Below are 15,215 nucleotides of genomic sequence, written 5' to 3'. Positions count from 1 at the left end.
GTCGTCCCAGCGCGCCTAGGCTCCGAGGAGGGGACGTCTGCATCGGCGAATGACGAGGTCGGAGGATTCAATGGCTGTCTTCATCACGGGTCGAGCGCGAGTGACGCTCGCCTTGATCGGGATCGGCGCCGTGGCCGCCGTGAGCGCCTGCGCCCCGAGTCCTCAGACGTCGTCGCCTCCGTCGCCATCGCCGTCCCGGACGACCGCCGCGCCCGAGCCGTATGCCGGACCGATCGTGTTCGTCGGCGACGAGCTCGACGCATTCGCACTCGCCCCCGAGGAGATCGTGGGGATCGTTCCGGACGCCACCGACGTCGGCGATCCGTCGCCGGTCCTCGAACAGATATCGGACGGAGGAAGCCTCCCTGCGGATCCGCCGATCTGCGACGCTCTCTATGCCGAGCAGTCACTCGGCAGCGTCGGGGCGAGGACGATCGAGTGGCAGGTGCCGACGGATCCCACGAACGGCTTCGGCCGGATGACGATCATGCAGTTCGCCGACGAGGCTCACGCCGAGGGCCGCATGGATCAGCTGCTCGAGGCGGCCGAGCAGTGCGCCGAGTTCGTCAAAGAGGGAACCGTCTCCTTCGATGCCGTGATCCCCGAAGCGTCCGAGAACACCCGGGCCTTCGCGGGCTCGCTGATCGATGCGGCGCTGGACTGGCGGTCGTTCAGCGCGTTCGCCTCGACCGGGAACGTGATCGTGCAGCTGTGGCAGCCTTTCAGCGGCGATCGCGACTTCGACGCCGAGGCGGCGGCGCTGCTGCTTCGGGAACGCGCCGAGGAGGCCCGGTCCGGGCTGGTCGAGGAGCTCACCGAGAACCCGCCCGTCGCCGAGACAGACCCCTCCGGCGATCCCGGAACCGCGTGGAGCGACTGGCAGGTCGGAGTCGGCGGCGTGGGTCCGCTCCGACTCGGCGACTCGGTCGAGTCCGCGATCGCCGCCGCCGGCGAGGACGCGCAGGTCGTCGAACCCGAGTACGACGGCGGCCCGTGGACCCTCATCGCCCCCACGGAGGCGGGGACGATCCTGGTGCGCCCCGTCGAGGCCGGCGATGCCGTCGGATCGATCACCGTCGGGAGCGACCGCAGCCTCGGCGACACCGTCGGTGACGGAGCCGCGCTGCCGTCGCGAGGTGATATCCGCCTCGGCGCCCCCGTGGCGGATGCGATGGCTGCATACCCCGGAGGCACCGTGGTCGAGGTCGTGTCGTCGAGCGATCACTTCTACGCCGTCACGACGCGCGACGGGCAGGTCTTCCGTTTCCAAGCCGATCGCGAGGTGCTCGAGGAGGGGGCGACGATCGTCGGCATCACGGTCGAGGACGCGACGGCACGCACGCCGCTGGTCTTCGGCTGACTGCGGGCCGGTCGGATGACCGACCGGCCCGCAGCATGCCGGGAAGACGATGATCAGGCGTGCAGATCCACGCCCTTGGTCTCCCTCACCATCGACACGGCGATGAGGGAGATCACCGCCGTGATGGCGATGTAGACGCCGATCGTCCAGGCCGCCTGGAACTGGTTCATCAGAGCCTCCGCGATCATCGGTGCGAACGCCCCGCCGAGGATGGCACCCAGCGCGTATCCGATCGAGACGCCCGAGTAGCGGACGTTGGCCGGGAACATCTCGGCATAGAGAGCCGCCTGCGGGCCGTACGAGAGCCCGAGCGCGAACGTCATCACGAACAGCGCCACGAAGTACCAGAAGATGTTCGCCGTGTCGATCAGGAACCACATCGGCACCGCCCACAGCGCGAGCGCGATGTACCCGATCTGGAAGGTGCGGACGCGTCCGAGACGATCGGAGAGGTGGCCGCCCCAGAGCGTGAAGATGAGCCAGCCGAACGACGCGAGCGTCGTCGCCAGCAGCACGGGAGGACGCTCCATGCCGAGGGCGGTGACGGCGTAGGTCGCGAAGAACGCGATGAGCAGGTACCCGGCGGCGTTGTTGCCGATGAAGATCAGGGCAGTGAGCACGACCTGCTTGGTGTTCTTGCGGAACAGGCGACCCAGCGGCGCGGAGGCCTCCTGACGACGACGACGGAGATCCTCGAAGACGGGGCTCTCGTCGACGGCGCGCCTGATCACGTAGCCGACGGCGATCAGCACGATCGACATCAGGAACGGGATCCGCCAGCCCCACTCGAGGAACGCCTCGGGGGACATCGAGCTCGTCAGCACCCAGAGCGTGGCTGTGGCGAGGATCATGCCGATCGGGACGCCGATCTGCGGGAAGGCGCCGAAGAGCCCCCGGCGGGCCGTGGGGGCGTGCTCGACGGCCATCAGTGCCGCTCCGCCCCACTCGCCGCCCGCCGAGAACCCCTGCAGGATGCGGAGCACGATGAGAAGGATCGGAGCGGCGACGCCGATCGCGGCGTACGTCGGCAGCACGCCGATCAGCGAGGTGGAGAGTCCCATCATCACGAGCGTGAAGACGAGCATCTTCTTGCGGCCCAGCTTGTCGCCCAGGTGCCCGGCGACGATGGCTCCCAGGGGGCGGAAGAGGAAGGAGATCCCGATCGTGGCGAAGGAGAGGATCTGCGCGAACCCCTTGTTCTCCTCAGCGATCGGGGCGAGGAAGAGCGGCGCGAGCACGAGGCCGGCTGCTTGCGCGTAGATGAAGAAGTCGTACCACTCGATCGAGGTGCCGACCAGGGTGCTGGCGAGGACTCGCCGCTCCTCGGCGGGCATTCGCGCCGTCGAGGTGCGCGCGGATACTGCTGACGTCATGAAGAACTCCATTGTTCTGCGGGTGCGGAGGAGCGACGCTGCGTCACCCCGAGCTACTTACCGAATGATCGGTCAGTAATTGACGAGAGTAGCGCACGGTGGCCGGGCGACCCAAGCCCCACATCTGCGACCGCGCGACTCAGACGCCCTCACACCTTGCCGAACGCGCGCAGCGGATGCTCGATGAGCTCCGTGACGCGGCGGAGGAAGCTCGCCGCATACCCGCCGTCGCACACGCGGTGATCGAACACCAGCGACAGTTGAGCGACGCGGCGGGCGACGATCTGACCGTCGATCACCCACGGGCGCTCGATGATGCGACCGATGCCGAGGATCGCGACGTCGGGGTGGTTGATGATCGCGGCTGAGCCGTCGACCCCGAGCCCGCCGTAGTTGTTGAGGGTGAACGTCGACCCCCGCAGCCGCTCCGGAGGCATCGCCCCCGAACGCGCCGTCGCCGACAGCTCGCGCAGCGCGACATCGAGCTGTTCGACGGTGAGCTCGTGCGCCCGCGGGATGACGGGCACCAGGAGGCCGCGCTCGGTGTCGGCGGCGACGCCGAGGTTGAGGCCGTCGAAGGAGATGATCTCCGACCCGTCGTCGCTCAGGCGGGAGGCGAGCACCGGATGCTCCGCGAGCGCGAGCACGACGAAGCGTGCCACGAGGGCGGTGATCGACGGTGCCCTGCCGCCGGCCGGAACCATCTCGGAGCGCAGATTCCAGAGATCGGTGGCATCGACGTCGACCCAGACCGTGGCCTCGGGGATCTCGGAGCGGCTGCGGGTCAGTCGTGCGCTGACCGCCCTGCGCAGCGGGGACATCCGCTCACGGGAGACGACGGCGAGGCCATCGAGACGTTCGGCGTTCGCGGACTGCGGCTGGTGATCATCGCGGCGATGCTGCGCCGCTGCCCCGTCGACGGCGTCGTCGACAGCGGCCGCCAGCACGTCGGCGCGCGTGACGGCGCCGTCATGGCCGGTCGGGGTGATGGCGTGGACGTCGAGTCCCAGATCGCGGGCGAGTCGTCGCACCAGGGGAGAGCGGACGGCCACGGGCCGTCGTTCCGAAGCGTTCGCGTCCGGCTTCTCGCGTGGCATCTCGGATGCCGCCGTCGCCTTCGGGCGCCGTCGGCCGGTCGCGCCGCGCTCCGTGGTCCCATAGCCGATCAGGACGTTGCCGGACCTTGCGCGCTCCTCTTCGCGGTACGCCTCCTGCTCCGGATCGCCGGCATCCGCACGGAGATCTCCTCCCGCATCCGTGTCCGGAGCGTCCGCCGAGGAAGGATCCGCAGAAGAAGAGGCGCCGTCGGCGACCTCGAGCACCGGCGCTCCGACGTCGATGGTCTCGCCCGGTTCTCCGTGCAGTGCGGTGACGACGCCGGCGAAGGGCGACGGCAGCTCGACCACGCTCTTCGCCGTCTCGACCTCGTCGATCGCCTGGTCGGTGACGATCGTGTCGCCGACGCAGACGAGCCACTGCACGAGTCCGGCCTCGGTGAGTCCCTCGCCGAGGTCCGGCAGCCGGAAGACGTGGGTGGTCAGTGCCGTCATGACTCGTCCTCCCAGTGCAGCGAGTCGATCGCGTCCAGCACGCGGTCGACGTCGGGCAGGTACCAGTGCTCGAGCTTGGGCGGGGCGTAGGGGGTGTCGAATCCCGTGACGCGGCGCACCGGAGCCTCGAGGTACTCGAAGCAGCGCTCGAAGACGCGCGCCTGGATCTCGGAGGCCACGCTGGCGAATCCGGGAGCCTCGGCGATCACGACCGCTCGTCCGGTCGCGCGCACGGCGGCGGTGACCGTGGCGTCGTCGAACGGGGACAGCGAACGGATGTCGACGACCTGCACGCTGCGCCCCTCGGATGCCGCGACATCGGCGGCCTCGATCGCGAGCGGCACCGAGGCGCCGTAGGCGAGCAGAGTGACGTCGGTGCCCTCGCGGGCGATGCGAGCGGAGCCGATGTCCGCCGTCACGGAGGTGTCGACCTCGCCCTTCGTCCAATACAGCTTCTTCGGTTCGAGGAAGATCACCGGGTCGGGCGAGGCGATCGCCGCCCGGAGCAGCGAATAGGCGTCCTGGGGAGTCGACGGGCTCACGACGGTGAGGCCCGGGGTGTGCGCGTAGTACGCCTCGGAGGAGTCGCAGTGGTGCTCGACCCCGCCGATGCCGCCGCCGAACGGGATGCGGATCACGAGCGGCATCCGCACCGCACCGCGCGTCCGGTTGCCGAGCTTCGCGACGTGACTGACGATCTGCTCGAACGCCGGCAGTGCGAAGGCGTCGAACTGCAGCTCGACGACGGGACGCATGCCGTTCATGGCCATGCCGACGGCTGTGCCGACGATGCCGGATTCGGCGAGCGGGGTGTCGAAGCAGCGGTCCTCGCCGAACCGCGCCGTGAGTCCGTCGGTGATGCGGAACACGCCGCCGAGCGCTCCGACGTCCTCGCCGAAGACGACGACCTCGGGATCGCTCTCGATCGCATCCGCGAGGGCGAGGTTCAGTGCGGCGGCCATGCTCATGGTCGACACGGACAGTGCGCCGGTGTCGACCCGAATGTCGTCGTGGGCGATGGTCATCGTGCACCTCCGGCTGCTGCGTGGTTGCGTGCGATCTCATCCCTCAGCATCTGCCACTGCTCCTCGCGCTGGGGAGAGCGGGTCTCTGTGACGAAGCGGAACAGATCCTCGGGATCGATCTCGGCATCGACGTTGAGCGCCTCTCGCATCGCCGCGGCGGTCTTCTCGGCCTCCGCCGCGTACTCGGCTTCGCGGTCGGCCGTGAGGGCGCCGGCGCTCGTCAGGTGTGCTCGCAGTCGCGTCAGCGGGTCGCGCTCGACCCACGCCTGGACCTCGGCGCGCTCGCGATAGCGCGTGTCGTCGTCGGCGTTCGTGTGCGCCTGCATCCGATAGGTGTGCGCCTCGATGAGCGTCGGCCCGCCGCCCGAGCGGGCATGGGCGATGGCCTCGCCGAGAACGGCCAGCACGGCGGCGACGTCGTTGCCGTCGACGCGCTGCCCCGGCATCCCGTATCCGATCGCCTTGTGGGCCAGCGACGGCGCGGCGGTCTGACGGCTGAGCGGCACCGAGATCGCGAACTCGTTGTTCTGCACGAGGAAGACGACCGGCACACGGAAGACGGCGGCGAAGTTCAGCGCCTCGTGGAAGTCGCCCTCACTGGTCGCACCGTCGCCGCACAGTGCCAGGACGGCCGTCTGCTCTCCGCGCTTCTTCGCGGCATACGCGAAGCCGACCGCGTGCAGCAGCTGTGTGGCGAGCGGAGTGGCCTGAGGCGCGACGTGGTGCGCTCGCACGTCGTAGCCCGAATGCCAGTCGCCCTTCAGCAGCACCATCGCCTCGGCCGGTGCGATACCCCGGGCGATGACCGCGACCGAGTCCCGATACGTGGGGAAGAGCCAGTCGCCGGCGTCGAGGGCGAGGGCCGCTCCGATCTGGCACGCCTCCTGACCGTGCGACGAGGGGTAGACGGCGAGGCGGCCCTGGCGGACGAGAGCGCTGGCCTGATCGTTGATGCGGCGCCCCTCGACGAGACCGCGATAGGCGGCGAGCAGGGTGTCCGTATCCGGCAGCGGGAAGTGCGGGTCGTCGACGACACGGCCCTCTGCGTCGATGAGCTGCACCGCCGTGTCGCGCGGGAGCAGGTGTGCGTGTTCCATCCGTTCGCCCTCCTTGCCGAACTCGATGACGCCAGCATGCTCCCCTCGCGACAGACGTCCAAGAACATTCGGTGCATCGTGGACGAATGCGATCTACTTGCTCACCTCCGTGACGAAATGTCAGAATTCGGGCAGAGGACGAAGGGGTTCCATGATCACGCTGGACGACACCGATCACGCGATTCTCGAGCAGCTGCGCATCGACGCCCGGGCGTCGATGACCGCCATCGCCGAGGCCGTGCACATCTCGAGAGCGGGCGCTCACGCACGGATCAAGCGGCTGACCGATGCGGGCATCATCACCGGCTACTCGGTGCGCACCGACCCCGTGCTGCTCGGCCACCATGCGAGCGCCTACGTGACACTCGCCATCGAGCAGGCCACCTGGCAGGAGGTCAGCGCCAGGCTGCGGATGATTCCCGAGATCGAGCACATGGCGCTCGTCGGCGGTGACTTCGACGTCATCCTGCTCGTGCGGGCGAGCGACGCGCGCGACCTCCGCCGCATCGTCTTGGAGGACATCCAGGCGATCCCCTCGATCCGCTCCACACGCACGACCCTCATCTTCGAGGACTTCACCCTGATCTGAGCGGGTGGGGAGGTCATCCCTTCGCACTCGGACATCTGCGGCGCGCTCCGCGACAAGTGGGCTGTCGCATCGCGTTCGACAATGAGACGACCCGCCAGATCCTTGGCATGCGTCCCGCTCGAAGGAGAGTCCCGATGTCCGAATCCGCCGCATCCGCAGCCGCCGCGCTGCTCGACCGCATCCAGGCGCCGGAGGGCGCGGGGCGAGACATCCCGGATGCCGCCACACGCGAGGTCATGGGTCGTGCGCCCGAGCACTCGGTCAGCGACCTCGACGATGCGATCGCGCGAGCGCGAGCCGCTCAGCCCGGCTGGGAGTCCCTCGGCCACGCGAAGCGCAGCGAGCTGCTGATCGCTGCGGCCGATGCGATCGACGCGAACGCCGAGGCGCTCGCGCACCTGCTCTCGCGCGAGCAGGGCAAGCCGTTGAACGGCCCCAACGCGCGCTTCGAACTGGGTGCGTGCTCGGCCTGGCTGCGCACCAATGCGTCGATCCCGCTCGAGTCGCAGGTGCTCGTCGACGACGAGACCCTGCACGCCGAGCTCGTCTACAAGGCCGCCGGAGTGGTCGGCGCGATCGGTCCGTGGAACTGGCCGCTCATGATCACCATCTGGCAGATCGGTCCGTCGCTGCGGATGGGCAACACCGTCGTCGCGAAGCCGAGCGAGTACACGCCCCTGAGCGTCCTCGCGATGCTGGCGGTGATGAACGACGTGCTGCCCGCCGACGTTCTGATCGGTGTCTCCGGCGATCGCGAGGTGGGTGCGCGCCTCGCCTCGCACCCCGACATCGACAAGATCATGTTCACCGGATCCACCGCCACCGGGCGACGCATCATCGAGAGCTCGGCAGGCAACCTCGCCCGCCTCACCCTCGAGCTCGGCGGGAACGACGCCGGCATCGTGCTGCCGGGCACCGATGTGTCGGCGATCGCGCAGGACCTCTTCTGGGGCGCGTTCATCAACACCGGTCAGACCTGCGCCGCGATGAAGCGCCTCTACGTGCACGACTCCGTCTACGACGAGGTCGTCACCGCGCTCGCCGAGATCGCGGCATCCGTCCCGATGGGCAACGGGCTCGACGAGGACAACGTGCTGGGTCCGCTGCAGAATCGCGCCCAGTTCGACATCGTGTCGCGCCTGGTCGACGAGGCGAAGGGACGCGGCGCCCGTGTCGTCACGGGCGGCGAGGCGGCTCCCGAGCTCGGCGAGCTCTTCTATCGCCCCACGATCGTCGCCGACATCGACAACGACGCGGCCCTCGTGCAGGAGGAGCAGTTCGGCCCGGCGCTGCCGGTGATCCGGTACAGCGACGTCGACGAGGCGTTCGCGTTCGCCAACTCGGTCGACGTCGGTCTCGGCGCATCGGTGTGGTCGAGCGATCCGGACGCCGCCCGCGAGGCCGCGACGCGCATGGAGTCCGGCACGGTGTGGATCAACTCGCACGGCGGGCTGCACCCGATGGTGCCGTTCGGCGGCGTGAAGAGCTCGGGCTACGGCCTGGAGTTCGGTGTCGAGGGGCTCAAGTCCGTCGCCGTGACGCAGGTCGTGTCGGGGCCGGGCCGCAAGGCGCAGGCATGAGAACCGCGATCGTCGTCGGGGCCGGGACCTCGGGCGCGATCGTCGCGCGACGCCTGGTGGACGCCGGCGTCGAGGTGACGCTGATCGAAGCCGGAGGATACGACGCGAATCCGGCGATCCACGACCCGTCGAGGGCGGGGGAGCTGTGGCACTCCGCCGACGACTGGGACTTCTTCACCGTTCCGCAGAAGCACGCCGGCGGACGCCGACTGCACCTGCCGCGCGGGAAGGTCACCGGAGGCTCGCATGCGCTCAACGCCATGATCTGGGTGCGCGGCGTCGCCTCCGACTACGACGCCTGGGAACGCGCGGGCGCGACGGGGTGGGGCTGGAACACGGTCGAACCCGTCTTCGCCGCGCTCGAGCACGATGTGCTGCCCGTCACCGACGACTACGAGCTCTCGCCGATCCAGGCCTCGATCATCGACGCAGCCGTCGAAGAGGGGCTGCCCCGCAACCCGGACTACAACGGCGGCACCCTCGACGGCGTCTCGCAGCAGCAGGTGACGATCCGCGACGGCCGGCGGGTGAACACGTGGATGGCCTACGCGCAGCCGGTCGTCGACAGGCTCACGATCCTCACCGAGCGCGAGGTGCATTCGGTGATCGTCGAGGAGGGCCGCGCCGTCGGAGTCCGACTCGGCTCGGGCGCCGACTCCGAGGAGGTCTTCGCCGACGAGGTCGTGCTGTCGGCCGGTGCGATCGGATCGCCCGTGATCCTCCTGCGATCTGGCATCGGCCCCGCCGACGAGCTCGCCGCGCTCGGCATCCCCGTCGTGCTGGATGCACCGGGCGTCGGCAAGAACCTGCACGACCATCTGCTCTCACCGGTCATCTTCACGACCGAGAGGCCGGTCGGACCGCCGCGGCCGGGCGTCTCGGTCACGCAGTCGCACCTGTTCTGGCGCAGCCGCGACGACCTCGCCGAGCCCGACACTCAGCCCATCCATTTCTCGGTGCCGATGTGGGGCGAGCTCGAACCTCGAGGGGATGACGGATTCACCCTCATGGCCGGTCTCGTGACGCCGTACAGCCGCGGTGGGCTCACCCTGTCCGGTCCGGATCTCGCGGACCCGCCTCTGATCGACCTCGCCGCGCTCGAAGACGACAGGGACGTGGCAGCGCTCGCGGCATCGGTTCGTCAGTGCCGCCGGATCGGCGCGCAGCCGGCGCTCGCCGAGGAATGGGGAGCGACCGAGGTGTACCCCGGCCCCGACGTGTCGGACGACGGGATCGACGACTGGGTGCGTCGCACGGCCATCACCTACCACCACCAGGTCGGCACCTGCCGGATGGGATCGGATGCCGAGGCGGTGGTCGACCCGCTGCTGCGGGTGCGCGGTCTCGAGGGGCTGAGCGTGATCGACGCGTCGGTGATCCCCACCGTTCCGACGGGCAACACCAACGCCCCCGCGGCGATGATCGGCGAGCTGGGGGCGAGGTTCCTGCTCGGACGCTGACGTCGACGCTCGCGATGCCCCCTCCTGCCGAGTAGGTGGAAGGGGGCATCAGCGTCTCATCCGGCGTGCGAGGTCCTGCGTGTCGTCCCGCATGCGGGGTCACCAACGCATCCGAATCGCTGCTGAGCGGTGCGTCATCGACCCCGCAGGGAAAGACGCGCACGGCATGCGACGTGATCAGCCCGCGGAGTACACCTCGCGACCGGCGAACCACGTCGACCGCACGGGAGTGTGCACGATCTCGTCGGCCGGGCCGGCGATCGCATCCCGGGCGAGCACCACGAAGTCCGCCGATTTGCCTGGCGTGATCGATCCGGTCTCCGCGCCGAGGCCCATCGCGGTCGCGGCATTGATCGTGAAGACCTGCAGGGCCTCCTCCGCTGCGATCGCCTGCTCGGGCCAGAGGACGCCGGGCGCTCGGCCGAGAGGATCGGCGCGCGTGACGAGACCCTGCAGCCCCTCGAGGGTGTTCGGCGATTCGCTCACCGGCCAGTCCGAGCCGCCGGCGACGAGCGCGCCGGCGTCGAGCAGGGCACGGTTGGGCTGCGAATGCTCGGCGCGGTCGCCGAGGACCTCGGCCAACGCCTGCGGGATCACGCCCGGGAACCAGATGAACGGCGAGATGTCGGCCGAGACGTCGAGCGCTCGCAAGCGCGGGATGTCGTCGTCGGCGAGGAACTGGCCGTGCGCGATCTGGATCGGGGTGGTGAAGCCGTCGGACCGGATGCGCTCGGCGACGTCGAGCACGAGACGCGCCGATCCGTCTCCCGTGCAGTGCACCTTGGCGCCGAGTCCGCGCTCGGCCACCGACCGCAGCCAGGTGTGCAGCTCGTCGAAGTCCATCGTCGTCTCGCCGTGGAAGTGCGCACCGTGCACGGCATCCGCGATATACGGCTCGAGGAACGACGCCGTGCGCGCGGGTGGCACTCCGTCGAGGAAGATCTTCACGAAGTCGGGCCGGTGGTGCAGGGTGCGGAACTGCTCACCGAGGTCGATGAGCGGGGTGCCGATCGGATCGAACCCGAAGATCTCATCGTTGATCAGCAGCGACGAGACGACCCAGGCGGTGAGCTCGTGCGACCGGTCGAGGGTCGCGAGGGCGGCGAGGATGTCGGTCGACACTCCGGCATCCTGGAAGGTCGTGATGCCGTAGGAGTTGAGGATCTCGACGCCGCGGCGCGACGCGGCCACGTGCTGCTCGCCCGTCAGCCCACCGCTGCGATCGTAGGCCTCCTGCACCGGGATTCCCGCTGCCTCGAACAGCACCCCGGTCGGCGTGCCGTCATCGGGATCGAGCACGGTGACTCCACCGGAGGGGATGCTGTCGGCGGTGATCCCGGCGAGCTGCAGCGCCCGCGTGCTCGCCCACCTGTTGTGCCTCGAGTCCTCGACCAGGACGACGGGGCGACCGCCGGCCGCCTCATCGAGACGCTGCCTGATCGCGCTGTTCGCGAGGCCGGGCAGCAGAGTGGTCGACACCGGGCCGCCCACGATCCACGCGTCGGGCGGCAGCGCGCTGGCCTTCTCGCGCACGAGGTCGAGGATGTCGTCGAGGCCCAGCGAGGGCGGCAGCGAGAGCTCGAACAGCTCGGTGCGCCCGGCGAGAGCGTGGTGGTTGTGCACGTCGACGAAGCCGGGGTAGACCGCGGCATCGCCGACATCCAGCATCCTCGTGTCCGGGCCGCGGTACGCGTCCATCTCGGCCCGCGTGCCGACGTCGAGGATCCGCCCGTCGCGCACCGCGAACGCCTCGACGATCGGTGCTCGGTGATCCGCCGTGCGGATCACCGAGCCCGTCACGATGAGCTCGGCCGTCGTCATCTCAGAGGGTTCCGAACAGCGCCGGCTCGAGGCCGTTCGCGTGATGGGTCGTCGAGAGCAGTCGGCCGTGAGCGCCGAACGTGAAGTGCGTGGGCACCTCGCCCGACTCGTCGAGCCCGAAGAGCACGCCGTGCGAGCGGATCGCGTTCACGTCCCGATGGTCGGCGATCGTGACCGATGCGCAGGGGATGACCTTCTCGCGCCACGCGAAGACGTAGATCCCGGGGCGCACCTCCCACACGCTGTTCTCGTCGGTGTCTGCGAGGCCGCGCTCGGGGCCGGCGAGACACTGCCATGTGTACCAGCGCTCCGAGAGGTACACGTGCTCGTAGGCGTGCTCCTCGCTGTAGATCCACTCGACCCGGCGACCGATGAGCGTCGTCGTCGGCGCCGGCTCTGCGCCCGTCACGGTCGCTCCGTCGATGATGCTCGGCGCGAAGACGTGCTGCACGCGGGTGCGTCCCTGCTCGGGCGCGGGCAGGATCACCGAGATGACGGCGAGGGCGCGGCCGTGGCGCAGGTCGACGATCAGAGACACTGCTTCGTTCGGCAGGTAGTCGTGATGGAACTGCACGAAGTACAGGTCGTCGTCGACCTCGAACGCCTCGTAGTCGTCGGTGTCGGAGGCGGGTGCTGTCGTGTCGTCGGCACCGGGCTGGTAGTCCCACGCGACCGTGGTGTCGGCGAACCGGTGCGAGATGCGGGTTCCCCGGGCGTCCACGACGGTGATCTCCCGACCGCTCAATGCGGCCGTGTGCGGAGCCTTGTTCGCGTCGAAGCCGGGAGCCAGGCCCTCGAGCGGGAGCCAGGTGGAGGTGTCTGCGGGATTCAGGGTCGTCATGTCTCTCCTCAGGTGAGTGGGGTTGCGGGAGCGTCAGCGGTCGCTGAAACGCTCGAGGTCGGATGCGAGGCCCTCGTACACGGCGGGCCGGGAGCGCTTGAGATAGGCGCCGTAGACGATGCCGCCGATCAGCGCCACCACGAGCAGCAGCGGCATGAGACGGATGGCGAGCTCCTCGGATCCGGCGACGATGTTGAAGTTCACGATCGCCAGCACCGAGATCGCGGCGATGCCGAGGAATCCGATCCCCGGAGCGATGAACGTGCTCCACCATCGCGGATCGCCGGCACGGCGGAAGTACACGACGATCGAGATCGCGGCGAGTCCCTGCAGGATCAGCACGCTCAGGGTGCCGAAGCCGAGCATCGCGGGCACGAGCGTGATGATGGGGTCGGCGCCGGCGATCGCGAAGATGATCGCGACGAGCGCCGCGAACGATGCCTGCACGATCCCGGCCAGCTGCGGGGCGCCGTTGCGGCGGGTGCGGGCCAGCGCGTGCGGCAGGATCCGCGAGCGCCCGAGGGAGTAGAGATAGCGCGTCGCGGAGTTGTGGAACGCGAGCATCGCCGCGAACAGACTGACCAGCAGCAGGATCATCATCACGGTCGTCAGCGGGCCGCCGAGGTACTGCTGCGACAGCATGAAGATCAGGTCGCCCGTCGGCAGGTGCTCGAGAGCGGTTGCCTGCGCCTGCGCGACGCCGGTCGCGCTCACCACCGCCCAGGTGGTGACGCCGAGGATCACGCCGATCGCGATGATCGAGGTGTACGTCGCCCGCGGGATCGTGCGCAGCGGCTGCTTCGCCTCTTCGCTGAACAGGGCGGTCGCCTCGAAGCCGAGGAAGCCCGTCGCGGCCAGGAGGAGGCCGATCGGCAGCGACCCCGAGAACACGGCTTCCGGGCTGAACGCGGCCACGTCGTATCCGGTCTGCACGAGCACCGACACGTCGAACACCACGAGCATCAGCACCTCGAGCACGAGGCACACACCGAGGATCTTCGACGAGAAGTCCACCCCGACCCGTGCGAGCACGAAGCACACGACGATCGACAGCAGACCCCAGATGAGCCAGTGCGCGTCGAGGCCGGTGAGGTCGCGGATGATGTTCTGCATGAAGAAGCCGCTGGTGCCGATCGTGCCGACGACGAAGAAGTTGTAGCCGAGCGTGGCGATGAGGCCGGCGACCAGACCGCCGGTGCGACCGAGGCCCTTCACGACGAAGGCGTAGAAGCCGCCGGCGTTGACCAGCTGCTTCGACATCTGCGCGTATCCCACGGCGAACAGCAGCAGGATCGCGGCCACGATGAAGAAGGCCATCGGCGTGCCGCCGCCGTTTCCGAGGGCGATCGCCAGCGAGGCGACCACGACGATGCCGGTCAGTGGTGCGACGGCGGCGAGCACGAGGAAGACGATCCCGGCGACGCCCAGCGCGCCGGGTCGAAGAGAGGTGTGGTCCTGCTGCGTCGTGGACGCAGATATCGGGTCTGCCACGTCGGCTCCTTTGCTCGGTGACGGCCGTGTCGGCACGGCATCGACGACGAGGGGTTCGTCGATACAGCGAGTCTGCTCGTGCCGGGAGCGCGGCGGTTGACCCTGAGCGAAGGACGATGGTGCCAGCGCGCACAGCCGTCCTGGTCGTGTTCCCGGCCCGGATCCGGCGGAGCAGGATGACGGTGATGACACCGCCGTCCTCGCGGAGCGCCGCTGGCGCCGCGGCGATGTCTCGAGGAGATCATGGACCTGCAGCTGACGGGCACGACCGCGCTGATCACCGGCGCCGCGAGCGGTATCGGCCGCGCGACCGCCCGCGCGCTCGCCGCGGAGGGGGTGCGCGTGGCGCTCCTCGATCGGGATGCCGTTGCGCTCGCAGAGACGGCACGCGGATGCGGTGACGCTGTGGTCCGGGTGGTCGATGTCACCGACGAGACACAGGTCGCGCTGGCGGTCTCCACGTCCGTCGAGGAGCTCGGCGGGGTGGATGCGGTCGTGTGCTGCGCGGGGATCTCGGGTCCGGTCGGATCGACGATCGAGCAGATCTCGCTTCACGACTGGAACGCCGTGTTCGCGGTCAATGTCACGGGGGCGTTCCTGGTTCTCGCGCAGGTCCTTCCCGCGTTGCGGGCGTCGGCTTCGGCATCCGTCGTGCTGCTCGCGAGCGACTCGGCGTTCGTGTCGTCGCCCGGCATGGCGCCCTATTGCGCATCGAAGGCCGCGCTCGTGCAGCTGGGTCGATCGTTGTCGGTGGATCTCGCCGGCACTGATGTCCGGGTGAACACGGTGGCGCCGTCGATCGTCGACACCCCGATGAGCCGTGGAGACCTCGGGGAGCACGCGTTCGTCTCCCCGACTTTCGAGGTGCAGTCGCCCGAGGACGTCGCTTCACACGTGCTGTATCTCGTGTCGCCGCGCAGCAGAGCGATCAACGGCACGACCATCCTCAGCGATTTCGGGTATTCGGCCCGATCAGGATTCCCGGCCTGATGGTCACGGGGACGACGGATCTGCGCACGAGCGCGGCG

General features: G+C 69.2%; 12 protein-coding genes. 5 read left to right on the top strand and 7 right to left on the bottom strand.

The window, feature by feature from the left end; translation table 11 throughout:
- The first annotated feature begins 70 nt into the window (after positions 1–70).
- Complete coding sequence (locus tag QRN21_RS03590; RefSeq protein WP_285363137.1) at positions 71–1,360, top strand: hypothetical protein; 1,290 nt, start codon at positions 71–73, stop codon at positions 1,358–1,360.
- A 53-nt stretch (positions 1,361–1,413) separates the two neighbouring features.
- On the opposite strand, the gene QRN21_RS03585 is transcribed toward QRN21_RS03590, so the two are convergent.
- The 4 genes from QRN21_RS03585 to pdhA all read right to left on the bottom strand — a co-directional run bounded on the left by QRN21_RS03585 (position 1,414) and on the right by pdhA (position 6,405).
- The gene (locus tag QRN21_RS03585) at positions 1,414–2,733 is read right to left on the bottom strand and encodes an MFS transporter (protein ID WP_285363136.1); all 1,320 of its coding nucleotides are present in this window, start codon (positions 2,731–2,733) and stop codon (positions 1,414–1,416) included.
- 149 nt (positions 2,734–2,882) lie between these two features.
- Positions 2,883–4,283, bottom strand: coding sequence for a dihydrolipoamide acetyltransferase family protein (locus QRN21_RS03580; RefSeq protein WP_285363135.1), 1,401 nt, complete (start codon positions 4,281–4,283; stop codon positions 2,883–2,885).
- Positions 4,280–5,308 carry an alpha-ketoacid dehydrogenase subunit beta gene (locus QRN21_RS03575; RefSeq protein ID WP_285363134.1) on the bottom strand — a complete coding sequence of 343 codons (1,029 nt, stop codon included), beginning with the start codon at positions 5,306–5,308 and terminating at the stop codon, positions 4,280–4,282. The genes QRN21_RS03580 and QRN21_RS03575 overlap by 4 nt, the downstream gene beginning before the upstream one ends.
- Positions 5,305–6,405, bottom strand: a complete 1,101-nt coding sequence (pdhA, locus tag QRN21_RS03570) for a pyruvate dehydrogenase (acetyl-transferring) E1 component subunit alpha (RefSeq protein WP_285363133.1) — start codon at positions 6,403–6,405, stop codon at positions 5,305–5,307. The genes QRN21_RS03575 and pdhA overlap by 4 nt, the downstream gene beginning before the upstream one ends.
- A gap of 151 nt (positions 6,406–6,556) precedes the next feature.
- Here pdhA and QRN21_RS03565 point away from each other — a divergent pair, with 151 nt between their 5' ends.
- The 3 genes from QRN21_RS03565 to QRN21_RS03555 all read left to right on the top strand — a co-directional run bounded on the left by QRN21_RS03565 (position 6,557) and on the right by QRN21_RS03555 (position 10,034).
- The gene (locus tag QRN21_RS03565; RefSeq protein ID WP_187250130.1) at positions 6,557–6,994 is read left to right on the top strand and encodes an Lrp/AsnC family transcriptional regulator; all 438 of its coding nucleotides are present in this window, start codon (positions 6,557–6,559) and stop codon (positions 6,992–6,994) included.
- 134 nt (positions 6,995–7,128) lie between these two features.
- Positions 7,129–8,574, top strand: a complete 1,446-nt coding sequence (locus QRN21_RS03560) for an aldehyde dehydrogenase family protein (RefSeq protein WP_053095444.1) — start codon at positions 7,129–7,131, stop codon at positions 8,572–8,574.
- Positions 8,571–10,034, top strand: coding sequence for a GMC family oxidoreductase (locus QRN21_RS03555; RefSeq protein WP_285363132.1), 1,464 nt, complete (start codon positions 8,571–8,573; stop codon positions 10,032–10,034). The genes QRN21_RS03560 and QRN21_RS03555 overlap by 4 nt, the downstream gene beginning before the upstream one ends.
- Before the next feature lie 177 nt (positions 10,035–10,211).
- Here QRN21_RS03555 and QRN21_RS03550 read toward each other — a convergent pair whose 3' ends face one another.
- Genes QRN21_RS03550 through QRN21_RS03540 form a run of 3 tightly spaced genes read right to left on the bottom strand, consistent with a single transcriptional unit; the run spans position 10,212 to position 14,187 of the window.
- Positions 10,212–11,855, bottom strand: coding sequence for an amidohydrolase (locus QRN21_RS03550; protein WP_285363131.1), 1,644 nt, complete (start codon positions 11,853–11,855; stop codon positions 10,212–10,214).
- 1 nt (position 11,856) lies between these two features.
- Positions 11,857–12,696, bottom strand: coding sequence for a molybdenum cofactor biosynthesis F family protein (locus QRN21_RS03545; protein ID WP_285363130.1), 840 nt, complete (start codon positions 12,694–12,696; stop codon positions 11,857–11,859).
- A gap of 33 nt (positions 12,697–12,729) precedes the next feature.
- A complete protein-coding gene (locus tag QRN21_RS03540) occupies positions 12,730–14,187 on the bottom strand; it encodes an APC family permease (protein WP_285363129.1) in 1,458 nt (485 codons plus the stop codon).
- Positions 14,188–14,430: 243 nt separating this feature from the next.
- On the opposite strand from QRN21_RS03540, the gene QRN21_RS03535 reads away from it, so the two are divergent.
- Entirely contained in the window at positions 14,431–15,177 is a 747-nt protein-coding gene (locus QRN21_RS03535; RefSeq protein WP_072590928.1) for an SDR family NAD(P)-dependent oxidoreductase, read from the top strand.
- Positions 15,178–15,215 lie beyond the last annotated feature (38 nt).

Source organism: Microbacterium sp. LMC-P-041, from assembly GCF_030209555.1.
Taxonomy (GTDB): Bacteria; Actinomycetota; Actinomycetes; order Actinomycetales; family Microbacteriaceae; genus Microbacterium.
The sequence above is the reverse complement of the archived record's forward strand: the minus strand, read 5'-3'. Positions and strand labels throughout refer to the sequence as shown.